The sequence below is a fragment of the Vibrio sp. 99-70-13A1 genome, from assembly GCF_013114625.1.
Lineage (GTDB): Bacteria > Pseudomonadota > Gammaproteobacteria > Enterobacterales > Vibrionaceae > Vibrio.
Genome location: NZ_VTXD01000017.1, coordinates 60,393 through 78,984 on the forward strand (window position 1 = coordinate 60,393; position 18,592 = coordinate 78,984).

An 18,592-nucleotide genomic window follows, 5' to 3' on the forward strand; every position below is an offset into this window, starting at 1 on the left:
TTCAATAAACATTAGTTTTTAGCCGCAACTCTCAAAGCAAGAGCTTGCGGGTTCTTCTTTTTGGCTGGGTAGCGTAGTGCGTGCCTGATCACCCATTTGACTTCAGTGGATGCACCTTGTTCAAGCCAGCCTTCACATAGTGTGAATACGAGTTGAGGGTGATCTTTTGCTATATCCCCAAGGTGATTAGCGACACTTCTTCTGACAAATAGTGACTCGTCATCCTTCAGTGCATTAAGGAAAGGAAGTGTTGGTCGTGGGTCTTTGACAAAAGATTGAATTCTTTTACACCATGGTAGTTTTGGTCTAGTTCCTTCTGTACATAATCGTCTTATATTCGGACATTGATCATTGAGCCGTTTTTCAAGAACCGAGAGAGTTCGATCTTGCTGCGCAATGAGAAAAGGGCGGATCGCAAACTCTGCTGTGAAATGCTTCGTCAGCTTAAACATGGCATCCATCGATCTATCAAAAGGATCTTCTCCACCATTATTTGCTTTATCAAGCCCATATTCCGAAATGAAATAACTATGTGGCAAGTAGAAAAAACCTGAAAGCCCAAATTCTTCGCTGAAAGCTTCTTCTGGGGGAAATGAGTCCATTAAAATGGACACGGCTTTACTATAGTTTTCAGGCAAGTGTGCCCTCAGTGCCTGAGAAACATGTTTACCCCTTACCATCAATGAAAGTGGTTCTAAGCCTGTTTTCGCTCTAATGCAAAAAGCATCCACATCAAATTGGCGATAGACGTATAAAATATTAAAAGCTAAACACTCAATGGACCGATCATTAATTAACAGCTTAAGCGGTACACCTTTAGTGATTGCCCTTGGCGCATCTGGAACTATGGGGGATCGTATCATTTTTGGGTACCTCCGAGAGTTCTCATCTAATGAAGGCAACCGACTGTTAGCTGCCTTCATTTCTTAGGTTTTAAGTCTATTAATCGGTCTCATCACTCGTACGTGATTAATGAAGTGTACGTCTCCATCGCTTCTTCTGGGTTATAGTCGGTGAGGTCCATTACTGAGAAGAACTTCGCTGCGGCTTCGCAACTTTGTTCTTTTTCTATGACATCTTCCATGTCTTCTCGGCTACGAAACTTAACGATATCTAGGTAGGTACCATCTACTTTTCGAACGAGTTCACGGCGTAATATCCCTGGATGATTAGCCACAAAATCTTTCTGAAAATCAGCGGATGCAGCTAATAGGTCGGCTTCTGTAAAACCTTCTGCGAGCGTTATTGGGGCAAAAATAGTAATGGCTGACATAGTAATTCCTTATCTTGAGTTGCTGTTACTGTTTTCAGTGTATTTATAAATATGCCAATTCATGTCATATTAAATAAATGACCAATACTAATACTCGAATTAAGCGGCTAGAAAAGCTGGCGGCTGATCTCAAGCAAGATCACTTGTGTACACAGAAAGAGCTGGCTACGCTCCATGGTGTGAGTGAGCGTACAATTGCTAGAGATATTCAGTTATTAAGAGAGCAAGGAATCCCTATTGACGCTGATCGTGGTCGAGGTGGGGGAGTGCGAGTAGACCGAAATTGGGGCGTTGGCCGGTTGAATCTCAGTTATATTGAAGCTGTTGAACTGATGATAAGTATGGCGATAGCAGAGCAAATGGGCTCACCGCTTTTTTTAACAAATCTTGCAGCGATTAAGCGGCAGCTTGAAGCGTCATTATCATCAGATAAGCGTAGAAAAGTGAGCGGGTTAAAATCAAGAATACTTATAGGTGAGACGGCATCAACAGACGTGCAGGGTGGTGTTACGGTCACTGATTTAACTGTCCAACAACAGCTGCAACTGAGTTTCCTTGAGAAAACTTCTCTTCGTATAAGCTATCGCGCCGAAAATGGTGATGTCACTTTCCGAGAAATCGAGCCTCATTATTTGTTGCTTAATTACCCCGTTTGGTACGTCGTTGCTTATGATCATTTGAGAGATGCACCTCGTACATTTCGTTGTGACAGAATTGTATCGACATCGTCGACCAGCAACCATTTTAGATTACTCGATAAAGCATATTTCCAGCAGATCCTTGAATGGCACAAATCGGCAAAATGATCGAGTTGCTCTATTTTTAAATCTTATTTAGAGCGAATGTAATCTAAAGAACCTTGTCCTATAAAACCTGGTCCCTATGAAATTTTACCCCTATAAAATCTTGTGTATTAACGATTTAATAGGGGTAGTGGTAGCATGTTAAAGTGCCGTTTATCGAGCTTTAGATGATATTCATCAATGCTCTAAGATCCTAGGAAGAGCGCACCATAAACTAATCCACTTGAGATAACCCATGTTGGATGAATCTTGAGCTTTTCTAGAGTCACAGCGGCGAAAATAAACAATAGAACAAAATGGGTAATACCTGCATCCATTCCAGATACAACCAACTTATAAGTTAAGATTGCCATCAGCGCAGCAATCACAGGTAAAACCCAGGCACTCAATGCTTTTACTTTGGGAGCATTTCTGTATTTATAGAGAATACTCATGGCGATGATCATAATTAAAATAGTCGGTGCAGCCGTTGCAAATACCGCTAAGAATGCCCCCCAAACACCACCCACTTCGTAACCAATGTAACCAGCCATCTTAGTTGCAATAGGGCTTGGTAATGCATTTCCTAGTGCTAAAACCTCTGCAAACCCTGTTGCGTCCATCCAATTATATTGGCCAACGACTTGCGCTTCTATGAGAGGAATAATTGCAGGGCCACCACCATATCCCACAATGTTTGGGATAAAGAAAGCTAGGAAGATATCAATATAGAGTTGCATGTTTATCCCTCCTTCTCATTGGTTTGAAGTGTAGGCTTCTTATCAGGTTTGACTAATACGCCAGCGAGCACCGCTGCCACAATCAGACCCGGATGGACATTGAATACAAGGATTAGCACCAAAGAAGCTATGGATAATAATCCGGTTGCCAATGTGCCTACCGCTTTATGTCCTTTCAAGAAAAAGTCATAACAAAGTTTTGCCATCATCCAAGTAACAATAGGAACTACACCCATCGCCATGCCTGCAACCCATGGGGTATCACGGTATTCGTTGATTAAACCAAGCCCAGCGATCATCACAATGATCAAAGGAACTATAGTCGCTATGACGGCATTAATGCATCCAGTAATTCCAGCAACCTTATAGCCGATATAACCTGCCATTTTTGTCGCAATAGGACCAGGTAAAGTGTTGCCAATCGCTAATACATTGCTGAATTCCGCATCAGTCATCCATTTATAGTTATCGACGACCTCTTTATGAACAAGTGGAATCATGGTTGGTCCGCCGCCAAATCCAAAAATCCCAATACGAAAGAAGGCATTGAATAAATCTGTTTGTGTTTTCATGTCATCCTTGCTGTTATGTCTATTTTTAAAATAATCGATTATTTTAAAATGATTCAACAAATTAATCATATGATGTTAAAATAGTCAACAGTAGTGATTAAGGGAATGAAATAGTGTCTCAGACTAAAAGTTCGATAATTTATAAAAAAATAAAACAAGACCTTACCGATGGCGTATATCCTGCTGGTGAAAAGCTGAAAATCTCTCACTTGAAAGAGATTTATAATATTAGCTTAACGCCTTTAAGAGAGGCTTTAAGCCAGTTAGCCGCGCAAGGGATGCTTGAGCAAGAAAACAATAAAGGCTTTTCAATTCCGAAGCTGAGTTATTCCGACATTCTTGATATCAAGCACACACGTATACTTGTTGAGACAGAGGCGCTTCGCTTGTCATTTGAGCATGGAGATGTGGCGTGGGAGGCAAGTTTAGTGGCAGCACACCACAAGTTGGCTCGGTTAAGCTTGTCGTTGAAAGATCTTGAAGCGTGGAGCGAGGCCCATGAAGAGTTTCACGCCATTTTATTGTCTGGAAGTCAGTCGCACTACCTAATCGCCTTTTCGATACGATTGAACCTTGCATTGGATAAATATCGCCGTATTGCAGAGCCTGATCAAAGTATCCGAGACCAATTAGACGCTCAACATGATGAACTATTGCAGCTCGCTTTAGACCGAAATATCAACCAAGCCGTCGAAGTATTGACCTCTCATATTACTTTATCGTGCCAATCTGCGATTGATTTATTGGTCGCTCCAAACGAATAACTAAGACCAAAGTAAATACCTATTATTGGGGAGCAAATCTTATGACTATAGGATTGCAGTACTATGCTGTTCATTTAATTCTTTTGGTGAAACCCCGAACAATTTTTTAAACGCATTTGAGAAGTTTGAAGGGTGATGGTAACCCGACTCGTAAGCGGCTTCTGTTATCGTCATTGTCCCTCTTTCAATATGCACTTTAGCAATTTCTAACCTTCGCTGGCGAATATAACTTGATACAGTGACTCCAAGGTCTTGTTTGAATCTACGTTGTAAGTTTGAAACACTCATTGCCATTTTATCAGCTAAGAAATCTAAGCTAATCTCTTCATCTAAGTGAGACTCAATATAGTGTATTGAAGCACTGACTTTATCATCAAGAGGGTGCTTTTCAGATTCCGAATTAGCAAATTTCTCTGGAGATAGTTGTTTCAAAACGTCAAAAATGAGTTGCTGAGCTAAAGTCTCTTTCTGAAGCGATGAAATGAAGTCACTGCTGTTTGGAAGATCTAAAATCTTTTCCACTAGAGTAATAATTTCAGGAGTCACGTTCAGTAACTGATGTGATTGATCGATGTTAGAGAATGAGTGGAATGTGCAATTTAATGCATTATGTTGTTTTATCCAACTGGGTGAAATCATGATATGGAGCTTTGATAATTGGTTACCACGCGTGATTTTTTTACGAAAACATGCCGGGGTAGATAAATTAACAATTGCACCTTGGGGTGATTTATCTGAATTTAAGTCTAACTTAAGGTTGTCATAGGAAACACTCAATGAGCCGCTAAGTAATATAGTGATGATCATTGATGCTTGTGCCGTTGCAACCACCTCCGAATCCACAAGTTCTAAGCAATTTCCGCCATGCATTGAAAACCGGTTCTCACTGTTATAAATAACAAACTTCCCTTCGATCAACGGTGATTGCTTTTTATTACTTTCACCAACAATCAATTGCTTTTCGGTTTCTTCAACCCGTTTGATTAAAGCAACACGCCTCGTTTCTTTCCGCTGTTTGTCTTGATGAACGGTCGGCATACGCATTTTCCTCATTATGTTTATGCGATTTTGCATAATACATTCAACTATTAATTGAACTTGAGTGAACTTAACATAAATGCAATTTATTATCATTTGCATTAAGGCTATTCATGGAAACGAACAACTTTGCTCTGAAGAAAAAAGCATTACTGACTATGGCAATTGCTGCTGTATGTAATAGTGCAGTGCATGCTGAATCAACTGAGTTTGAGGAAGTAGTGGTTTGGGGCACTAAGGTATCAAGCAGCTCAGAGTCAGTATATGCAGAAGATATGGCGTTAAAACAAGCTGACCATATGTCGGATTTATTAAGAGACATTCCGGGGGTTGATGTCGGAGGTACGCATTCTGTAAACCAACGAATCAATATTCGCGGGATGGGAGAAACGAAGCTAGATATTCGTTTAGATGGTGCTTCACAACATGCCAACATGTTTCACCACATTGGCAATTTAACGCTTAACCCAGACATTATTAAGTCTGCCGATATTCAAGTGGGGAATAACTCTGTTGCTCAATCAGGTTTAGGGGGCGGTGTTTATTTTGAAACAAAAGATGCCATGGACCTACTGAGATACGATGAAAACTTTGGGGTAAGGATTTATGGGGGGGCGGCTTCAAATAAGAGTGAGCAAGCCTCAATTACCCTTTATGGCATGTTATCAGATAAGGTTGATGCGCTGATTTATGGGCATGGGGTTTCAAGAGGAAACTTTGAAGATGGAAATGGCGTTGAAACCTTTGGAGCTGAAGGGGACGTATACAATGTCTTGGCTAAACTAGGTTTTGAGCCAAATGATCTCCACCGTTTCGAAATCAGCGCGGACATGTACCGTGATGAAGGTGATTACAGCCCACGACCTGATATGTCAGGATCTGCTAATGAAACCATCAGCCAAGATCTGCTACTTCCAACTGAATATGATAGAAATACATTCGTACTTTCCTATGAGTTAACAGGGGAAGAACATAGAGGTAAAGTGAGTGTCTATTCAAGCCAAACAGAGGTTACACGTGATGAGTCCAAAATCACCGTTCGCTGGCCCACTGACCGTTTATCTGAAAACTCGGCAACTAACCGAAATCTAGGGGCTAATGCTAAATTTGAGTCAGACTTGGCTTTAGGCAGCTTCGATAACACTTTGTTGTATGGGGTCGACTACATCGATCAGAACTCAACCAGTGAGTATGGCGGCAATAAATTCATGGACGAAACTGCTATCTCACGAGCGATTTTCCTTGAAGATACATTGTATCTCACGCCATCAATACTTGTTACGGCGGGTATTCGTTTTGAAGATTATGAGCGTAAAGCTACAACGGGAAATAAGACATTTGACGATATTACATGGTCATTAGGTTCAGAATGGGAAGCCACTGATAACGTAACCTTGTTCGTGAATACTCGCTCATTATTCAAAGGTCCAGAGCTACTAGAAACATTCATCGCGTATCAAGATGTAGCTGTACTAGCTGAGGATATTAAAGCTGAAACAGGTCAAAATACGCAAGGTGGTGTTCGTTTTGATAAGCAAATTGGTGACCACTATATTGGTGCCAACCTGACCATATTCAAAACGACGATTGAAGATTATATTACTGAGGAGTACCAACGCGCGACGCAGGGCTACTTAATTTATAACCTGGGTGACATGGAAACGAAAGGGGCAGAGGTCAGCGCGACTTATGGTTACAAGTTGTTCCATTCGAAACTGTCTTACTCACAATTAGAAAATAAAGATAAAACAAATGGTGGTCCAATCTTAGATGGTAATGGTCGAAGTGCCGATATGGGCGATAGCTTTGCACTGACACTTGATTATCAGTCAGAAACATTAGATACACAGTTTGGCTGGACTTCAATTCTCGTGCTTGACGAAGATAATGTGGTTGAAGGGACGCCTGAAAAAGAAGGTTACGATGTTCATAATCTTTATGCCCAGTGGCGACCATCAAGTGTTGAAGATCTAGCGGTTACTTTTGGTATAGATAATGTGTTTGATGAGCTTTATATCTCGCATGCTTCCCGAACTGGTTACTCAAGAACGACATTAGCTGAAGACTACGAGCCAGGTCGTAACTACAAGTTATCATTGGCATATCAGTTTTAGGCGGTATACATGGACTTGAAATTAGATGCGCTAAAATACAAAGCTCATGTTGTTATTCATTCTCCGCACGCCGGGAAATACTTAAGCACACTATGTCGTCACTTTGGTCGAAAAGTGAAATCTACATGGGATGAGGAAAGCGGAGTTGTAGAGTTTCCCATTGGTATTTCTAAGTTTGAATACAATGATGAGAAATCAGAACTAATGATTACTTGTTATTCAGATGATGAAATTCAACTAGATAGGCAGCAAGCAATCATAGAAAGCCATGTACACCAGTTTTCAAGAAGAGAAACACTGATGTTGAATTGGGTTTGAGCTATAAAGCAAAGTGAAAAGGAGTGACGAAAGTCGCTCTTTTTTTTGCTTGTTACTTTTAAGTAACATTTGTCCAAATTACGATTTTCGAAGTTTATGGAATGCTAGCTTTGCTAGGTAGCCTTTTAAATAGTAGTTTCACGACTCTTATTTATAGATTGCTCTATTATTAATAAGAGTATTATCACATTGAATATTCGAGGTGGTTCACATTCTGTTAACTTGTGATATCTTGTCCTAAATTTGTAAAAGGAGCTCAGGGATGAAGCTTTCGATATCCAGTAAGTTGCAATTAAGCTTTTTGTTTCTTGTTGTACTATTTATCGTGTCTGCCAGTTTTACCTATCGAAGTGTCGGTGTAGTAGAGCAGCATACCCATTCTTTATTAAATACTGATTTACCGACGGTGAATACAAGCCGATCTATTGGTCAGTCAATTCAAGCCAGTTTGTCAACTGTTCGTGCTTATATGCTGCTCGGCAGTGATGAATTGGTTGGTGAACAGCAATTACAACAACTTTCGAACATCACACAAGATGTTGAAAATACGCTCGCTACTTTGGAAACGAAGCTACCAGCCGAACGTTTCGAACTAGTTTCTGAACAATGGAATAACTTTAAAATTTCACTGGATGAATTAAGCTCGCTTTCGCATGGTGACGAAAACTTGCCAGCTCATAATTTATTCAGTAATGAAGCCGCACCGATTGCTGAAGTGGCACTCGATCAGTTGCAAGGATTGATCAATGACGAAGCTTCGAACCCATTTGGAGCAGATCGTAAGCGACTCTTTAAACTGTATGCGGATAGCTATACATCTCTTGCCAATGCATTATCTGCAATGCGTGACTTTCTGATTTATGGAAATAATGATTACTTGTCTAAGTATGATGACTTTGTAGAAGCGCATGAAAAATCAGTAAAAGAAATTAATTCCATGCTAGAGATTATGACTCGCAGTGATAAGAGTTTGTGGAATTTATTTAATGAAATGCAACAGCTGTACTTCCCGCTTGCGAAGGAAGTTATCCGGCTAAGACAGTCTCCAGAGTGGAATAAGGCGAATGCGTATATGGCGCAAGTGGTTGTGCCGAATGCTCGCTTACTTGAAGATAACTTGGAACAGATCGTAAATGATCAACAAAACGCAGCGGATCAAAATGGACAAGGGATCCGTCAAGATTTAGAACAAGTCAATCTAATGCTCTTGGCTGCGGTATTAGTGGTGTCAATTATTGGCTTTATCATTGCTCGCTACCTAGGTCGTAGTATTGGGTTACGAGTATCGAGTGTCGCGAAACGAGCTGAGCTCATCGCCCAAGGTGATGTATCTCAACCAAGTTTAGTCGTTGCTGGTCAAGATGAGTTGGCACAATTGACTGTGTCGATTAACCAAATGAATGATTCATTACGTGAGATTGTGCTTGGAGTGACGACAAAAGCGAATGAAGTGGATTCAAGTATGACTTCACTTTTACAGTGTAACCAAGAGACACTCTCACAAGTTGAAAACCAAAAAATCAATATTTCACAAATGAGTCATGAAGTGACCGAGGTTGCGCAATCTGCAAGTAATACCGCGCAATTGGCAGATGAATCCGTTGCTGCTTTGTCTGCATCACAACAAGAACTTTCCGCAGGTTCTGATGCCTTAGATAATAACCGACAAGTTGCTGTTGAACTTGATGAAACAATCGGCAAAGCGAATCAATTGGTGTTGGCTCTCAGTAAAGAAAGTGAAGCGATTGGTCGAGTGACAGAAGTCATTGAAGGATTAGCGGAACAAACCAATTTACTTGCGCTTAATGCCGCTATTGAAGCGGCGCGTGCTGGTGAATATGGGCGAGGTTTTGCGGTAGTGGCGGATGAGGTCAGAATGCTCGCAACTCGTACAACAGAATCGACCACGGAAATAAATTCCATTGTAAATGCAATCCAGTCTTCAACAATATCTGTCGTAAAAGAGATTGAATTAAGCCAAGGTTTAGCTAAGCAAGGCGCGAATCACACAGAGGAAGCGGTAACTAAACTCTTAGATACAACCAGCTTAATTACAAAACTGAACGATCAGATGTTAAATCTATCTACGGCAGCCAATCAGCAGTCGGCAGCCACAAACCAAATGACTGAATTGGTCTCGGGTGTTGAGGTATCAGTAGATGGAGTATCAACAATTAGCCAAACATCAGATAGCACAACGAATCAAGTAATAGACAAAGTCACAGAGCTGAACCAAGAGATGGCTAAATTTAAATTATGATAGGGCGCTCCCGAACTTGTTATTAATTCTATATTTCCATGGAACTTAATAAGTTAGGTATATGTCTTACCGGGTAAATATGGTGCAAATAAGCGCGATCATTTTGGTCGCGCTTTTTAATTTGTAACGAAAGTTAGATTAGCGTAAAAGTTGGTTAAGTTCCCCTTACAAAAACAGACTTTTAGCTATACTGATCCAAATGCCAATTTAGGTTTACCACAATGAAATCACTGGTTAAATGTTCACTCCTCACTGCAGCATCTATCGCGAGTGTTAGTCTTGCACATGCTGCACCTACTATTGTTCCATCTGCTCCAAGTCTTGGGGCGAAAGGTTACGTCCTGCTTGATTTCAATTCTGGTAAAGTATTGGTTGAGAATAACGCTCACAAGAAGTTAAACCCAGCTAGCTTAACCAAGCTAATGACAAGTTATGTTGCTGGGCAAGAAATGAAAAGCGGTCGCATATCTAAAGACGATAAAGTCCGAATTAGTGAAAATGCATGGGCCAAGAAATTCCCGGACTCATCGAAAATGTTTATCGAGGTGAATACTCATGTCGATATGATGGATCTGTACCGCGGCTTAATTATCCAATCTGGTAATGATGCGAGTGTTGCAATTGCAGAACACGTAGCGGGTTCTGAAGATGCGTTTGTTGGTTTGATGAATTCATGGGCAGCGACACTTAAATTGGAAAATAGCTCATTTGCCAATGCGCATGGGTTAGATGCTGAAAACCTTTACTCTACGCCTTATGACATTGCTCTATTGGGTCAAGCTATTATCCGAGATTTACCAGAAGTCTATAATTTGTATAGCGAGCGCTCATTTAGCTATAACGGCATCACGCAATATAATCGAAATGGTTTATTACGGGACAGAAGTTTGAATGTGGATGGCATGAAAACAGGTTATACCTCTGGTGCCGGATACAGTTTAGCCAGTTCTGCTACGCAAGGTGAAATGCGTTTAATTGCGGTAGTGATGGGGGCTTCGAGTGCAAAAAGTAGGGAGTCTGATAGCAAACAATTATTGAGCTATGGATTCAGATTTTTTGAAACTGTCCAACCTCACTCTAAGGGTGATGTTATTGCACAAGAGCGAGTTTGGTTTGGAGATGGCGACAGTGTAAAGCTTGGTGTTGAAGATGATACATTTTTAACGATACCACGAACAGATAGTAAGAAGTTATCAGCTTCGGTGGAGTTAACATCAGATCTAAAAGCCCCTATTGCCGCTGGCGAAGTACTTGGATTAGTGCATTACAGTGTTGATGGGGAAGATATAGACAGTAAGCCACTTGTTGCTTTAGAGGCGGTTGAAGAGGGTAGCTTTTTCAAACGAATTATTGATCACATCAAGCTCTTCTTTAGTAATCTATTCTAGCCGTTAAGACATTCTGCTTGATGAGTCGTATTTCATGAATTGGTGATATATAGGAACAATGCATTATGGTAGTTTTTAACCTAATTCATTGTTTTTATTAGGAGACCGCTATGATGGATGAAATGGCGATTTCGAATTACCTTGGCTTATTCCTGATTTTACTGTTGGGTTACCCTTTTGCATTGGTCGCACTGCAGATTGCTATTTTTGAAGTAAAAAAAAGAGAACGCGTTACTTTTTGGTTCAATATTACTTGCTTGGCTGTCGCGTTCTTTTTGATCTGGATGCATATGAAAACAGAAGTAACATATGGAAAGTCACTTTTAGATGCCTGGCATGCTGCAAATCCAGAATAAGCTGGAACTTAATTAAATATATTGTTGATAAATTAAATGGGCATAGCTAATTACTATGCCCATTTTTGTATTTGTAGAAGATATTTTGCAAGTTTTTAATACCGTTTAAACGGCTATTTCATCGCCATCTTTTTTACGAATGACCACGGTCGCAGCTCTTGGTCGAACTTTTCCAGCCGTTACTAATGTGGCATCTTGGCTGGATGGCCAGTTAGCGGGATGTTGTATGTTGATAAACATGGTTTTCAAATCAGGGCTCATTGTGAAGCCTGTTACTTCACAGCCATTTGGTCCGACAAAGAAACGTTTCAGTTGAGTTTGGTTAGATGCATTAATGACTTCGCTGTTACCATTTTCATCAACCAAAGTAGAAGGCACGACGGCAAGCATTTGGTCATTGGTATAGCCAGTGATTTCTGATGCTCCATTGTCCGTTTGTATCCATAAAATGCCTCGTGGATCAAAGGCTAATCCATCAGGGCTTGCGAATTGGTTGAAGCCTGTTAAACCTGAGCGATTCGTTTCCGCATTGGCACTCTCTGGTGCCCCAAATAGGAAAATATCCCATTCAAACTGTGTTGGTTCTGTACCTTCGTCCCAGCGAATAATGTGACCAAACTTGTTATCAATTCTTGGATTCGCTGAATTGCCTTCTTTACGTTTATTGTTGTTCGTTAAAGTCAGGTAAGCAGTACCTGTGATTGGGTCAACAGCGCACCATTCTGGTCTATCCATTGGGGTTGCACCCAGTAAATCAGCGGATCCAGCTGTATTGATGATGATTTCTTCCAGAGTTTTAAAAGTGTTTCCAAGAGTCAAACCATCAATAGTGCGGCTATCAAGTGTTAATGGTAGCCACTGCCCTGAATTATCATCATTGAATTTAGCGACATACAGTGTCCCTTTGTCCATGTATTTATCGCCAGTCGTGAGACGGTTTGCCGGGTTTGAATCCGCAGGGTTCCATTTTTCTTCAGAGACAAACTTATAGAGATATTCGAATCTTGAATCATGCCCAGAATAAAAGACAACAGGTTGTCCTTCCGTTAACTTACCAAATGTACAACCTTCATGGCGGAAACGACCAAGTGCAGTACGTTTTTTAGCTCTTGAATGAGCCGTGTAAGGGTCAATCTCAACGATGTAGCCATGACCATTTGCTTCATTTCGGTAATCATCTAAAGGGGAGTTAGCAATAGGACTAGTATTAAAACGAGCGAATTCATCAAGTCTTTCCTGGGTATTGCCGGCTAATGTGTCCCACCCATAACGCGTTTTATCTGAAGCGATACCAATGCGCTCTTCCGCATCATTTTGTTTGTCGCTGTTAACAAAATACCCTGGCCAATTTTCTTCACAAGTAAGATAAGTTCCCCAAGGCGTGTACCCATTACCACAGTTATTCAAAGTACCTCGAGCTTGGCTACCATCAGCTGAGAATTTAGTCGCTACAAGAGAGGTATGCGCTACTGGACCTGAAAGATCCATCACTGTAGCACCTGTGTAACGTCGGTTGAGTGGGTCACTATCAACCATCACCCAAGTATCATCTTCTAGCTTAACGCGAACCACACTCACACCATGAGCATTAATTTCTTTGCGAATTTCATCAACACTTGTTCGTTTTCCTTCATTAAAGGTCGGACCGTTTGGATGAAGAGCTTTTTGGTCAATATATTCATGGTTGATAACGAGTAACCCATCATTACCATCCGTAGAGAGTGGGAAGAAGTGCATGCCATCGTGATGCATACCTAAAGAGTTTTCTTGATCGTAAGCACTGTTTGAGCCGTCTTGATTCCAGGGTTGTGAATTGGAATTTAAAGGTGTTCCCCAAGGCACTAAGACTTGTGCGGTATAACCATTAGGTACAACTACAGCATCTGTGAGTGAACCTGCAACAGAATCAAAATTTAAAACGGCTGAACTACGAGATGGCTGGCTAGCAATTGAAGCTCCAACATTTGATGTGCTGCAACCCGTTAGGCCGAAAGCCCCAAAAGCTGTCATTGCACTTAACCCTAAGCCACCCTTTAAAATCTTGCGGCGTGATAATTGGGCTTCAAGTACTTCTTCAAATGTTTTGTTTGCACTTTTGTTAAATCGTGTTCTATCAAATGTTTCCTTGCTCATCTTATGACTTCCTAAATATTATTTATTTTAATAATTAATGGTGATTGTGAGCGATGGTGGGGGAGAAAGGTGACAATTCATAGAAGGTTTGATTAAGGTTTTGTTTCTAAAAATCAATTTACGTTAAGGTTAGCTTCTAACTAAACGAAAAGCTTTGAATTGACAAAGAAATGTGTATAAATTCGCAGTTCAACCTAGAAGAGATATAGACATGAAAATAGAAAAAATTGAAAACAAAAACCGTCGTTTACGTAAAAAGCTTTATTTAGGCGAGTTTGCTATTTTAGGTTTCGAAATCAGCTGCACAACATCGATTAAGGATTTCGACCAGTATGATATCTTTATCGATGAGTTCATTGATTATATCGATAGTATTGATCTTTGCTTTGGTGGCGGTGGTCTTGAATTATTTGAAGGATTTTTATGTTCAACAGAGCGCTACCGCAGCGTAACTGAAGAAGAACAAGTTCTTGTAGCTCAATGGTTAGAAGCCCGCTCTGAAGTGAGCAAAGTTGAAGTGAGTGAATTACTGGATGCCAATTACGCTTAATGTAAATATGCTTAGTGTAAAACCGCATTAGAAAAAAGCAGCTGTCATAAGCTGCTTTTTTTATACTAGAGTTTCTTTAGCTTAGTCCTAGTAAAAGCCTAGCCCCAATAAAAACCTAGTGCTGCTATCAACTTCGTGTCACTAGCGAACAATAGAATCATAGTACTGGTCTAGAGACTTACTTATGCCTTATCTTCATTCACTTTCGCGTAGAAATGAAGTAGCTCTGTCAATTCTTTTACCCAACCGAAAGCATCAGTTGGTGCACTTTTTAATATGTCTTCTACTTTTTTACAGTGTATTTCAATGTCAATCGCTTGCTCTAAATTGAATGAAATTGAGTAAAAATGCCAAAGAAGTAGGCGCGTCATACGCTCAATATTTTGTTGAGAGTTATCTGACTCAGAAAAAGCCAAATTAACTTCACCCAGTGCAATTGCTGTCATTCGTAGCATGGCATCGAATTTAGCTGACTGCATACGCTCATCACTTGTCACTTCTTCTTGCTCGAATGTAAAAAGCTCGGTCATTGCTTCTTCTGGAACAAGACGGTTAATCATTCTTAAACTGAACTCTTCTAAATCTTGTCTTGGCATGGTGATTAAGCAATCTAAAGTGTAATCGCGTTGCATAGCATTCTCATAACATCAAAAAAGGCTCGCCAGTGTAATGGAGAACCTTATTGAGACAAAGAAAATATTGAGACAAAGGAAATTCTCAGACCTTAATAGGGTTACCTCAGGCTGAGGTCTCTGTGTCTATTCTCATTATTTTAAGTCTTTGCTTTGTGCGCTGGTGGACGATAGGTCAGTGAGTTGTCATTTTTCATGAAGATATTGCTGGCAACTAAACTCCCCATACTAATAAAACTTAATGCAATCCAAGCCGAGATGGATGGTGTTTCACCAAAAAGAGGAATGGCAAGCAATGTTGCAATGGCAGGAGTAGCACTACCAAAAGCAGCCGCTCGCTCAGCCCCTAACTTGTTAATTGCATAGAGATAAGTAAAGGCAGCAATTAACCCAGCCCCAAAACCTTGAACAAATATGTGAATTGATAATTCATGGAATGGCCACTCTGCCATATGGGTTGAATTAAGCTCACTGGGTAATAGACCAGCACCGATTGAAGCGATGAGGGTAATAGCTGAAATCAAAGAGATAAAGCCCGCGCTGACTAAGGCATTCAAATTGGCGACTCTTGCGCAGATAGTGAATGTTGCCCACATGAAGCTGCCAAGTAAAAGTAGCAAGTGGCCTTTTGTCTGGTTCCATTCTGCGTCTAGACTTGATTCGAGATGTTGAGCGTTGGAAAAAAGAAAAATTAAAATTCCGATTAGTACGGCGGCTAACCCAAGAACCCGGTGCTGGCTTAATGGTTGTTTAAACAATATGACGGCTATACCAGAAACAAATAAGGGGAGCGTACCTGGAATTAATGCGCTTCCGTGAGAAACTGGTACATATTGCATTGCATTGCCAGCAACAAGTAGATATGGCAAACCACAGCCAATAAACATCCCGATCAAATAGTATTTAGGTACCGATAAAATTTGCTGTCTAGCACGCCAAACTAAAGGCAGCAAAAGTAATGCAGGGACACAAAAACGAGTCAGTGCGATATCTGCCGGAGTAAGGTTCGAATTTACCCCATCTTTTAAAGATAGAAAGAAGCTAGCCCAAATGAGTAATGTGACAAGCATTGATAAGTAACCAAGTTTCATGTGGCTCAATCATAAATGAATAAATGTTCCTTTTAGTATGGCTGAGGTGCTCAGCAATAAATTGGCAAATATCACTCGTTTTAACGATGAGATTGATTATTCATGTTAATATTTGGTTATATATTGGTGATAACACCTAACTGTAAAAGCATGGGGCTTTAATATGGACAGAATTGATAAACACCTTCTTCGGTTACTGCAAAAAGATGGACGTTTAACTAATGCAGAGCTTGCCGAACAGGTTGGATTATCAGCGTCACCGTGTGCAAGAAGAATAAAGCGGTTAGAAGAACAAGGCATTATTGATGGCTATCGTGTAAGTCTATCTCGAAAAGAGGTGGGGATAGCAATGACAGTCTTTGTTGAAGTGAGTCTTAATAATCACCAAGAAGTATCGATAGAAAACTTTGAATTGGCAGTGGTAGATATGGAGGAGGTGATCAGTTGTCACGTTGTATCCGGAGCGTATGATTACTTATTAGAAGTGGTAAGCCCGGATTTAACCGCTTATGAAACTTTCACCCGCAAATTACAGAGGCTAACGAATGTAAAGGATATTCATACACATTTAGCTATTCGCCAAGTAAAAGGTAATACTGCTTTACCTATATATAAGACATGATGATTAAATTGGTTATTGGTTATTGGTTATTGGTTATTGGTTATTGGTTGTGAGCTTTGCTAAGAAATAAAAAAACGGAGCGCATTTTCATGCACTCCGTTTCTATATGTATTTATAAATCTTAGTGATATTTGAACTTGGAGATTAAGCAGTCTCCAGTGGTATGATCAATTCGAAATGAAAATGCATGTGAATGATAATCCACACCGTCATTCCAAATGGTTTCACCAAATATCTTACATAGCTCAAGTTCACTTACCGAGCCAAACTCTTCTACGTGTTTTACAACAGAAACAAGTTTACTTCTAATTTCTGGTGTCCACATTGTATTGTTCAAGCGATTGAAAGCCATAGTATTTTGCATATTAACTAGCCAGAATATTTCTTGTTATTAAGTTATATGAATAATGATGATAACAAATTTCAGCATTATGTAAACGTTTTTTGTGATGTACTTCTCAATTAATTGGGTTTGTTGAGTGTTATTCAAGCAAGGCGTGCTGGTGGGAATTTCAAGTTCTGTAACTATATGAAATCACTTGTGTTAGGTGTGTTTGTTCGAATGATTCATTCTAAATGTGCTGTTTTAAGTTTGTAATTTCTTTTCGATTTCTCAATCAACTGCGCTTCACTTAGGTATTGTTGACTAAGTGAATGGTACTTGGTTTTGAGTTTTTTAAGGTCTGCACTTAATGACTGTGACGTAGTTATATAATGCAACGTGGCTTTGTAATTCGACGATGATCCTTGGCTCTCACAATGAATAGACATAGTTTTCCATGCGAGTATCAAACCAGAAATAGTATCGACTTGTTGAGCTATTAGAGTCGTTTGCTGTGACAGTATATTAGAAAGGTAATGAGCATTTTCAATTTGCTTGTGTAGCTGCCGATGAAAAATATCCTTGTGTGGAGCCCATAGTGTCATTAACTCTTCTTCATCAAATTCTTTAGTTATAAATATTTGAGTGTTGTAGTACTCGAGCATTTGATTGAATTGACGTGTATGCGAATTGTACCAATTTTCAGCCGTGGTTTGTTTGTGTAGCAAGGTGTCCCAGTTTTCATGCTCACAATGGTCAGCGAAACTAACGGTACTCCAGAAAAAGAAAAACATGCTAAAAGCAAAAGAATAACTAACCGAAGCTGCCATAAGGTGAGGTGCCTTTTATAAGGATGCTTAATAGAGTATAGGTGAGGGATAAGAAAAGTTGCTGTACACTCAAAGAGTACCGAAAGACTAATGAGTTAACTTACACTATGAAAAAAATAATGATTGCCGTTTTAATTCTTTTGATACTTGGCGGAGCAGGTGCTGGTTATTATTTCTTTTTTATGCAGGAAGAACCTGTGGAGCAAGAAACAGCTGAAACCGATGGATTAGCTGATGAACAAGGACAGATGGAGCCTTTAGAGCCCATTATGGATTTGTCTGTGCCGATTGAACAAACAGATTACTACGTTATGGAAAGAAAAATTCCGATCGTAGATAAGCCGAGTGAAGATGGGCTGATTGAAGGCTTCTTATACAAAGGTGAATATGTAGAAGTGCTCGAAAAACAAGATGGTTGGGCTCGTATTTCTGACTATATTGTTTTCGAAGAGGGTGGCATGGAAATCGCTCAATGGATCTCAATGGATGGTCTAGTAACTGAAGAAGTGATTATTTCTGATGAAGAAAAAATCGAAATATTAGATTCATACCTAGTTAAATCTGATGATTTAAAGCAGCATCTAACGAGGTTTCGCTCTGCAATTGATACACTGATGGAAGCTGGTGATTGTAAACCTGGTGATTTTGAAGAGTTAGGTGGTTGGGTTAAGTCGGTAACGTATAAGAGCAGTGATGTGTACTTCATTTATTGTGGTGGTTTAAAGCAGGAAAATAAGATTTATCTGAATGTCCAAACTGGTGAAACCTTTAAGCGTTAATCCGTATTTTATGTTGATGAAGTGAGCG

20 protein-coding genes are annotated in these 18,592 nt (G+C 40.0%); 10 read left to right on the top strand and 10 right to left on the bottom strand.

What is annotated here, in order from left to right; translation table 11 throughout:
* Positions 1 to 11: 11 nt before the first annotated feature.
* The gene (locus tag F0226_RS12285; RefSeq protein ID WP_171735913.1) at positions 12 to 863 is read right to left on the bottom strand and encodes a DNA alkylation repair protein; all 852 of its coding nucleotides are present in this window, start codon (positions 861 to 863) and stop codon (positions 12 to 14) included.
* A gap of 92 nt (positions 864 to 955) precedes the next feature.
* Positions 956 to 1,273, bottom strand: coding sequence for a hypothetical protein (locus F0226_RS12290; RefSeq protein ID WP_171735914.1), 318 nt, complete (start codon positions 1,271 to 1,273; stop codon positions 956 to 958).
* Between the two features lie 77 nt (positions 1,274 to 1,350).
* On the opposite strand from F0226_RS12290, the gene F0226_RS12295 reads away from it, so the two are divergent.
* Complete coding sequence (locus F0226_RS12295; protein WP_171735915.1) at positions 1,351 to 2,079, top strand: WYL domain-containing protein; 729 nt, start codon at positions 1,351 to 1,353, stop codon at positions 2,077 to 2,079.
* A 182-nt stretch (positions 2,080 to 2,261) separates the two neighbouring features.
* Here F0226_RS12295 and F0226_RS12300 read toward each other — a convergent pair whose 3' ends face one another.
* Positions 2,262 to 2,795 (bottom strand): chromate transporter, encoded by a 534-nt coding sequence (locus F0226_RS12300; protein WP_171735916.1) that lies wholly within the window; start codon positions 2,793 to 2,795, stop codon positions 2,262 to 2,264.
* Between the two features lie 2 nt (positions 2,796 to 2,797).
* Positions 2,798 to 3,367, bottom strand: a complete 570-nt coding sequence (locus F0226_RS12305) for a chromate transporter (RefSeq protein ID WP_171735917.1) — start codon at positions 3,365 to 3,367, stop codon at positions 2,798 to 2,800.
* Positions 3,368 to 3,480: 113 nt separating this feature from the next.
* Here F0226_RS12305 and F0226_RS12310 point away from each other — a divergent pair, with 113 nt between their 5' ends.
* Positions 3,481 to 4,131, top strand: coding sequence for an FCD domain-containing protein (locus tag F0226_RS12310; protein ID WP_171735918.1), 651 nt, complete (start codon positions 3,481 to 3,483; stop codon positions 4,129 to 4,131).
* A 45-nt stretch (positions 4,132 to 4,176) separates the two neighbouring features.
* On the opposite strand, the gene F0226_RS12315 is transcribed toward F0226_RS12310, so the two are convergent.
* The gene (locus F0226_RS12315) at positions 4,177 to 5,169 is read right to left on the bottom strand and encodes an AraC family transcriptional regulator (RefSeq protein WP_171735919.1); all 993 of its coding nucleotides are present in this window, start codon (positions 5,167 to 5,169) and stop codon (positions 4,177 to 4,179) included.
* Between the two features lie 113 nt (positions 5,170 to 5,282).
* On the opposite strand from F0226_RS12315, the gene F0226_RS12320 reads away from it, so the two are divergent.
* From F0226_RS12320 to F0226_RS12340, 5 genes are all read left to right on the top strand, one after another.
* Positions 5,283 to 7,283 (top strand): TonB-dependent siderophore receptor, encoded by a 2,001-nt coding sequence (locus F0226_RS12320; protein WP_171735920.1) that lies wholly within the window; start codon positions 5,283 to 5,285, stop codon positions 7,281 to 7,283.
* A 9-nt stretch (positions 7,284 to 7,292) separates the two neighbouring features.
* The gene (locus F0226_RS12325) at positions 7,293 to 7,601 is read left to right on the top strand and encodes a DUF2218 domain-containing protein (protein WP_171735921.1); all 309 of its coding nucleotides are present in this window, start codon (positions 7,293 to 7,295) and stop codon (positions 7,599 to 7,601) included.
* Between the two features lie 262 nt (positions 7,602 to 7,863).
* A complete protein-coding gene (locus tag F0226_RS12330) occupies positions 7,864 to 9,861 on the top strand; it encodes a methyl-accepting chemotaxis protein (RefSeq protein ID WP_171735922.1) in 1,998 nt (665 codons plus the stop codon).
* A gap of 221 nt (positions 9,862 to 10,082) precedes the next feature.
* Positions 10,083 to 11,249 (top strand): serine hydrolase, encoded by a 1,167-nt coding sequence (locus tag F0226_RS12335; protein ID WP_171735923.1) that lies wholly within the window; start codon positions 10,083 to 10,085, stop codon positions 11,247 to 11,249.
* Between the two features lie 110 nt (positions 11,250 to 11,359).
* The gene (locus F0226_RS12340) at positions 11,360 to 11,605 is read left to right on the top strand and encodes a hypothetical protein (protein WP_253820813.1); all 246 of its coding nucleotides are present in this window, start codon (positions 11,360 to 11,362) and stop codon (positions 11,603 to 11,605) included.
* Positions 11,606 to 11,710: 105 nt separating this feature from the next.
* Here the strand turns inward: F0226_RS12340 and F0226_RS12345 are convergent, their stop codons facing one another.
* Positions 11,711 to 13,738 (bottom strand): PhoX family phosphatase, encoded by a 2,028-nt coding sequence (locus F0226_RS12345; protein ID WP_171735924.1) that lies wholly within the window; start codon positions 13,736 to 13,738, stop codon positions 11,711 to 11,713.
* Positions 13,739 to 13,949: 211 nt separating this feature from the next.
* Here F0226_RS12345 and F0226_RS12350 point away from each other — a divergent pair, with 211 nt between their 5' ends.
* Positions 13,950 to 14,288, top strand: coding sequence for a 50S ribosome-binding protein YggL (locus F0226_RS12350; protein WP_137374349.1), 339 nt, complete (start codon positions 13,950 to 13,952; stop codon positions 14,286 to 14,288).
* Between the two features lie 182 nt (positions 14,289 to 14,470).
* Here F0226_RS12350 and F0226_RS12355 read toward each other — a convergent pair whose 3' ends face one another.
* Positions 14,471 to 14,920 carry an exoribonuclease R gene (locus F0226_RS12355; RefSeq protein WP_171735925.1) on the bottom strand — a complete coding sequence of 150 codons (450 nt, stop codon included), beginning with the start codon at positions 14,918 to 14,920 and terminating at the stop codon, positions 14,471 to 14,473.
* 140 nt (positions 14,921 to 15,060) lie between these two features.
* A complete protein-coding gene (locus F0226_RS12360) occupies positions 15,061 to 16,011 on the bottom strand; it encodes a DMT family transporter (RefSeq protein WP_171735926.1) in 951 nt (316 codons plus the stop codon).
* 163 nt (positions 16,012 to 16,174) lie between these two features.
* Here F0226_RS12360 and F0226_RS12365 point away from each other — a divergent pair, with 163 nt between their 5' ends.
* Positions 16,175 to 16,633 (top strand): Lrp/AsnC family transcriptional regulator, encoded by a 459-nt coding sequence (locus F0226_RS12365; protein WP_171735927.1) that lies wholly within the window; start codon positions 16,175 to 16,177, stop codon positions 16,631 to 16,633.
* A 121-nt stretch (positions 16,634 to 16,754) separates the two neighbouring features.
* Here the strand turns inward: F0226_RS12365 and F0226_RS12370 are convergent, their stop codons facing one another.
* Together F0226_RS12370 and F0226_RS12375 are read right to left on the bottom strand one after the other, a co-directional pair.
* Positions 16,755 to 16,997 (bottom strand): hypothetical protein, encoded by a 243-nt coding sequence (locus tag F0226_RS12370; RefSeq protein ID WP_171735928.1) that lies wholly within the window; start codon positions 16,995 to 16,997, stop codon positions 16,755 to 16,757.
* A 203-nt stretch (positions 16,998 to 17,200) separates the two neighbouring features.
* Complete coding sequence (locus tag F0226_RS12375) at positions 17,201 to 17,785, bottom strand: hypothetical protein (RefSeq protein WP_171735929.1); 585 nt, start codon at positions 17,783 to 17,785, stop codon at positions 17,201 to 17,203.
* 107 nt (positions 17,786 to 17,892) lie between these two features.
* Between F0226_RS12375 and F0226_RS12380 the strand changes: the two genes are divergently transcribed.
* The gene (locus F0226_RS12380; RefSeq protein WP_171735930.1) at positions 17,893 to 18,564 is read left to right on the top strand and encodes an SH3 domain-containing protein; all 672 of its coding nucleotides are present in this window, start codon (positions 17,893 to 17,895) and stop codon (positions 18,562 to 18,564) included.
* Positions 18,565 to 18,592: the final 28 nt, after the last annotated feature.

What these genes read in the sequence shown, in the direction of transcription:
- F0226_RS12325 (WP_171735921.1), top strand. Translation starts at nt 7,293, where the DNA reads ATGGACTTGAAATTAGATGCGCTAAAATACAAAGCTCATGTTGTTATT.
- F0226_RS12350 (WP_137374349.1), top strand. Translation starts at nt 13,950, where the DNA reads ATGAAAATAGAAAAAATTGAAAACAAAAACCGTCGTTTACGTAAAAAG.
- F0226_RS12340 (WP_253820813.1), top strand. Translation starts at nt 11,360, where the DNA reads ATGATGGATGAAATGGCGATTTCGAATTACCTTGGCTTATTCCTGATT.
- F0226_RS12285 (WP_171735913.1), bottom strand. Translation starts at nt 863, where the DNA reads ATGATACGATCCCCCATAGTTCCAGATGCGCCAAGGGCAATCACTAAA.
- F0226_RS12360 (WP_171735926.1), bottom strand. Translation starts at nt 16,011, where the DNA reads ATGAAACTTGGTTACTTATCAATGCTTGTCACATTACTCATTTGGGCT.
- F0226_RS12290 (WP_171735914.1), bottom strand. Translation starts at nt 1,273, where the DNA reads ATGTCAGCCATTACTATTTTTGCCCCAATAACGCTCGCAGAAGGTTTT.
- F0226_RS12380 (WP_171735930.1), top strand. Translation starts at nt 17,893, where the DNA reads ATGAAAAAAATAATGATTGCCGTTTTAATTCTTTTGATACTTGGCGGA.
- F0226_RS12375 (WP_171735929.1), bottom strand. Translation starts at nt 17,785, where the DNA reads ATGGCAGCTTCGGTTAGTTATTCTTTTGCTTTTAGCATGTTTTTCTTT.
- F0226_RS12300 (WP_171735916.1), bottom strand. Translation starts at nt 2,795, where the DNA reads ATGCAACTCTATATTGATATCTTCCTAGCTTTCTTTATCCCAAACATT.
- F0226_RS12305 (WP_171735917.1), bottom strand. Translation starts at nt 3,367, where the DNA reads ATGAAAACACAAACAGATTTATTCAATGCCTTCTTTCGTATTGGGATT.
- F0226_RS12295 (WP_171735915.1), top strand. Translation starts at nt 1,351, where the DNA reads ATGACCAATACTAATACTCGAATTAAGCGGCTAGAAAAGCTGGCGGCT.
- F0226_RS12355 (WP_171735925.1), bottom strand. Translation starts at nt 14,920, where the DNA reads ATGCAACGCGATTACACTTTAGATTGCTTAATCACCATGCCAAGACAA.
- F0226_RS12315 (WP_171735919.1), bottom strand. Translation starts at nt 5,169, where the DNA reads ATGCCGACCGTTCATCAAGACAAACAGCGGAAAGAAACGAGGCGTGTT.
- F0226_RS12320 (WP_171735920.1), top strand. Translation starts at nt 5,283, where the DNA reads ATGGAAACGAACAACTTTGCTCTGAAGAAAAAAGCATTACTGACTATG.
- F0226_RS12335 (WP_171735923.1), top strand. Translation starts at nt 10,083, where the DNA reads ATGAAATCACTGGTTAAATGTTCACTCCTCACTGCAGCATCTATCGCG.
- F0226_RS12365 (WP_171735927.1), top strand. Translation starts at nt 16,175, where the DNA reads ATGGACAGAATTGATAAACACCTTCTTCGGTTACTGCAAAAAGATGGA.
- F0226_RS12330 (WP_171735922.1), top strand. Translation starts at nt 7,864, where the DNA reads ATGAAGCTTTCGATATCCAGTAAGTTGCAATTAAGCTTTTTGTTTCTT.
- F0226_RS12345 (WP_171735924.1), bottom strand. Translation starts at nt 13,738, where the DNA reads ATGAGCAAGGAAACATTTGATAGAACACGATTTAACAAAAGTGCAAAC.
- F0226_RS12370 (WP_171735928.1), bottom strand. Translation starts at nt 16,997, where the DNA reads ATGCAAAATACTATGGCTTTCAATCGCTTGAACAATACAATGTGGACA.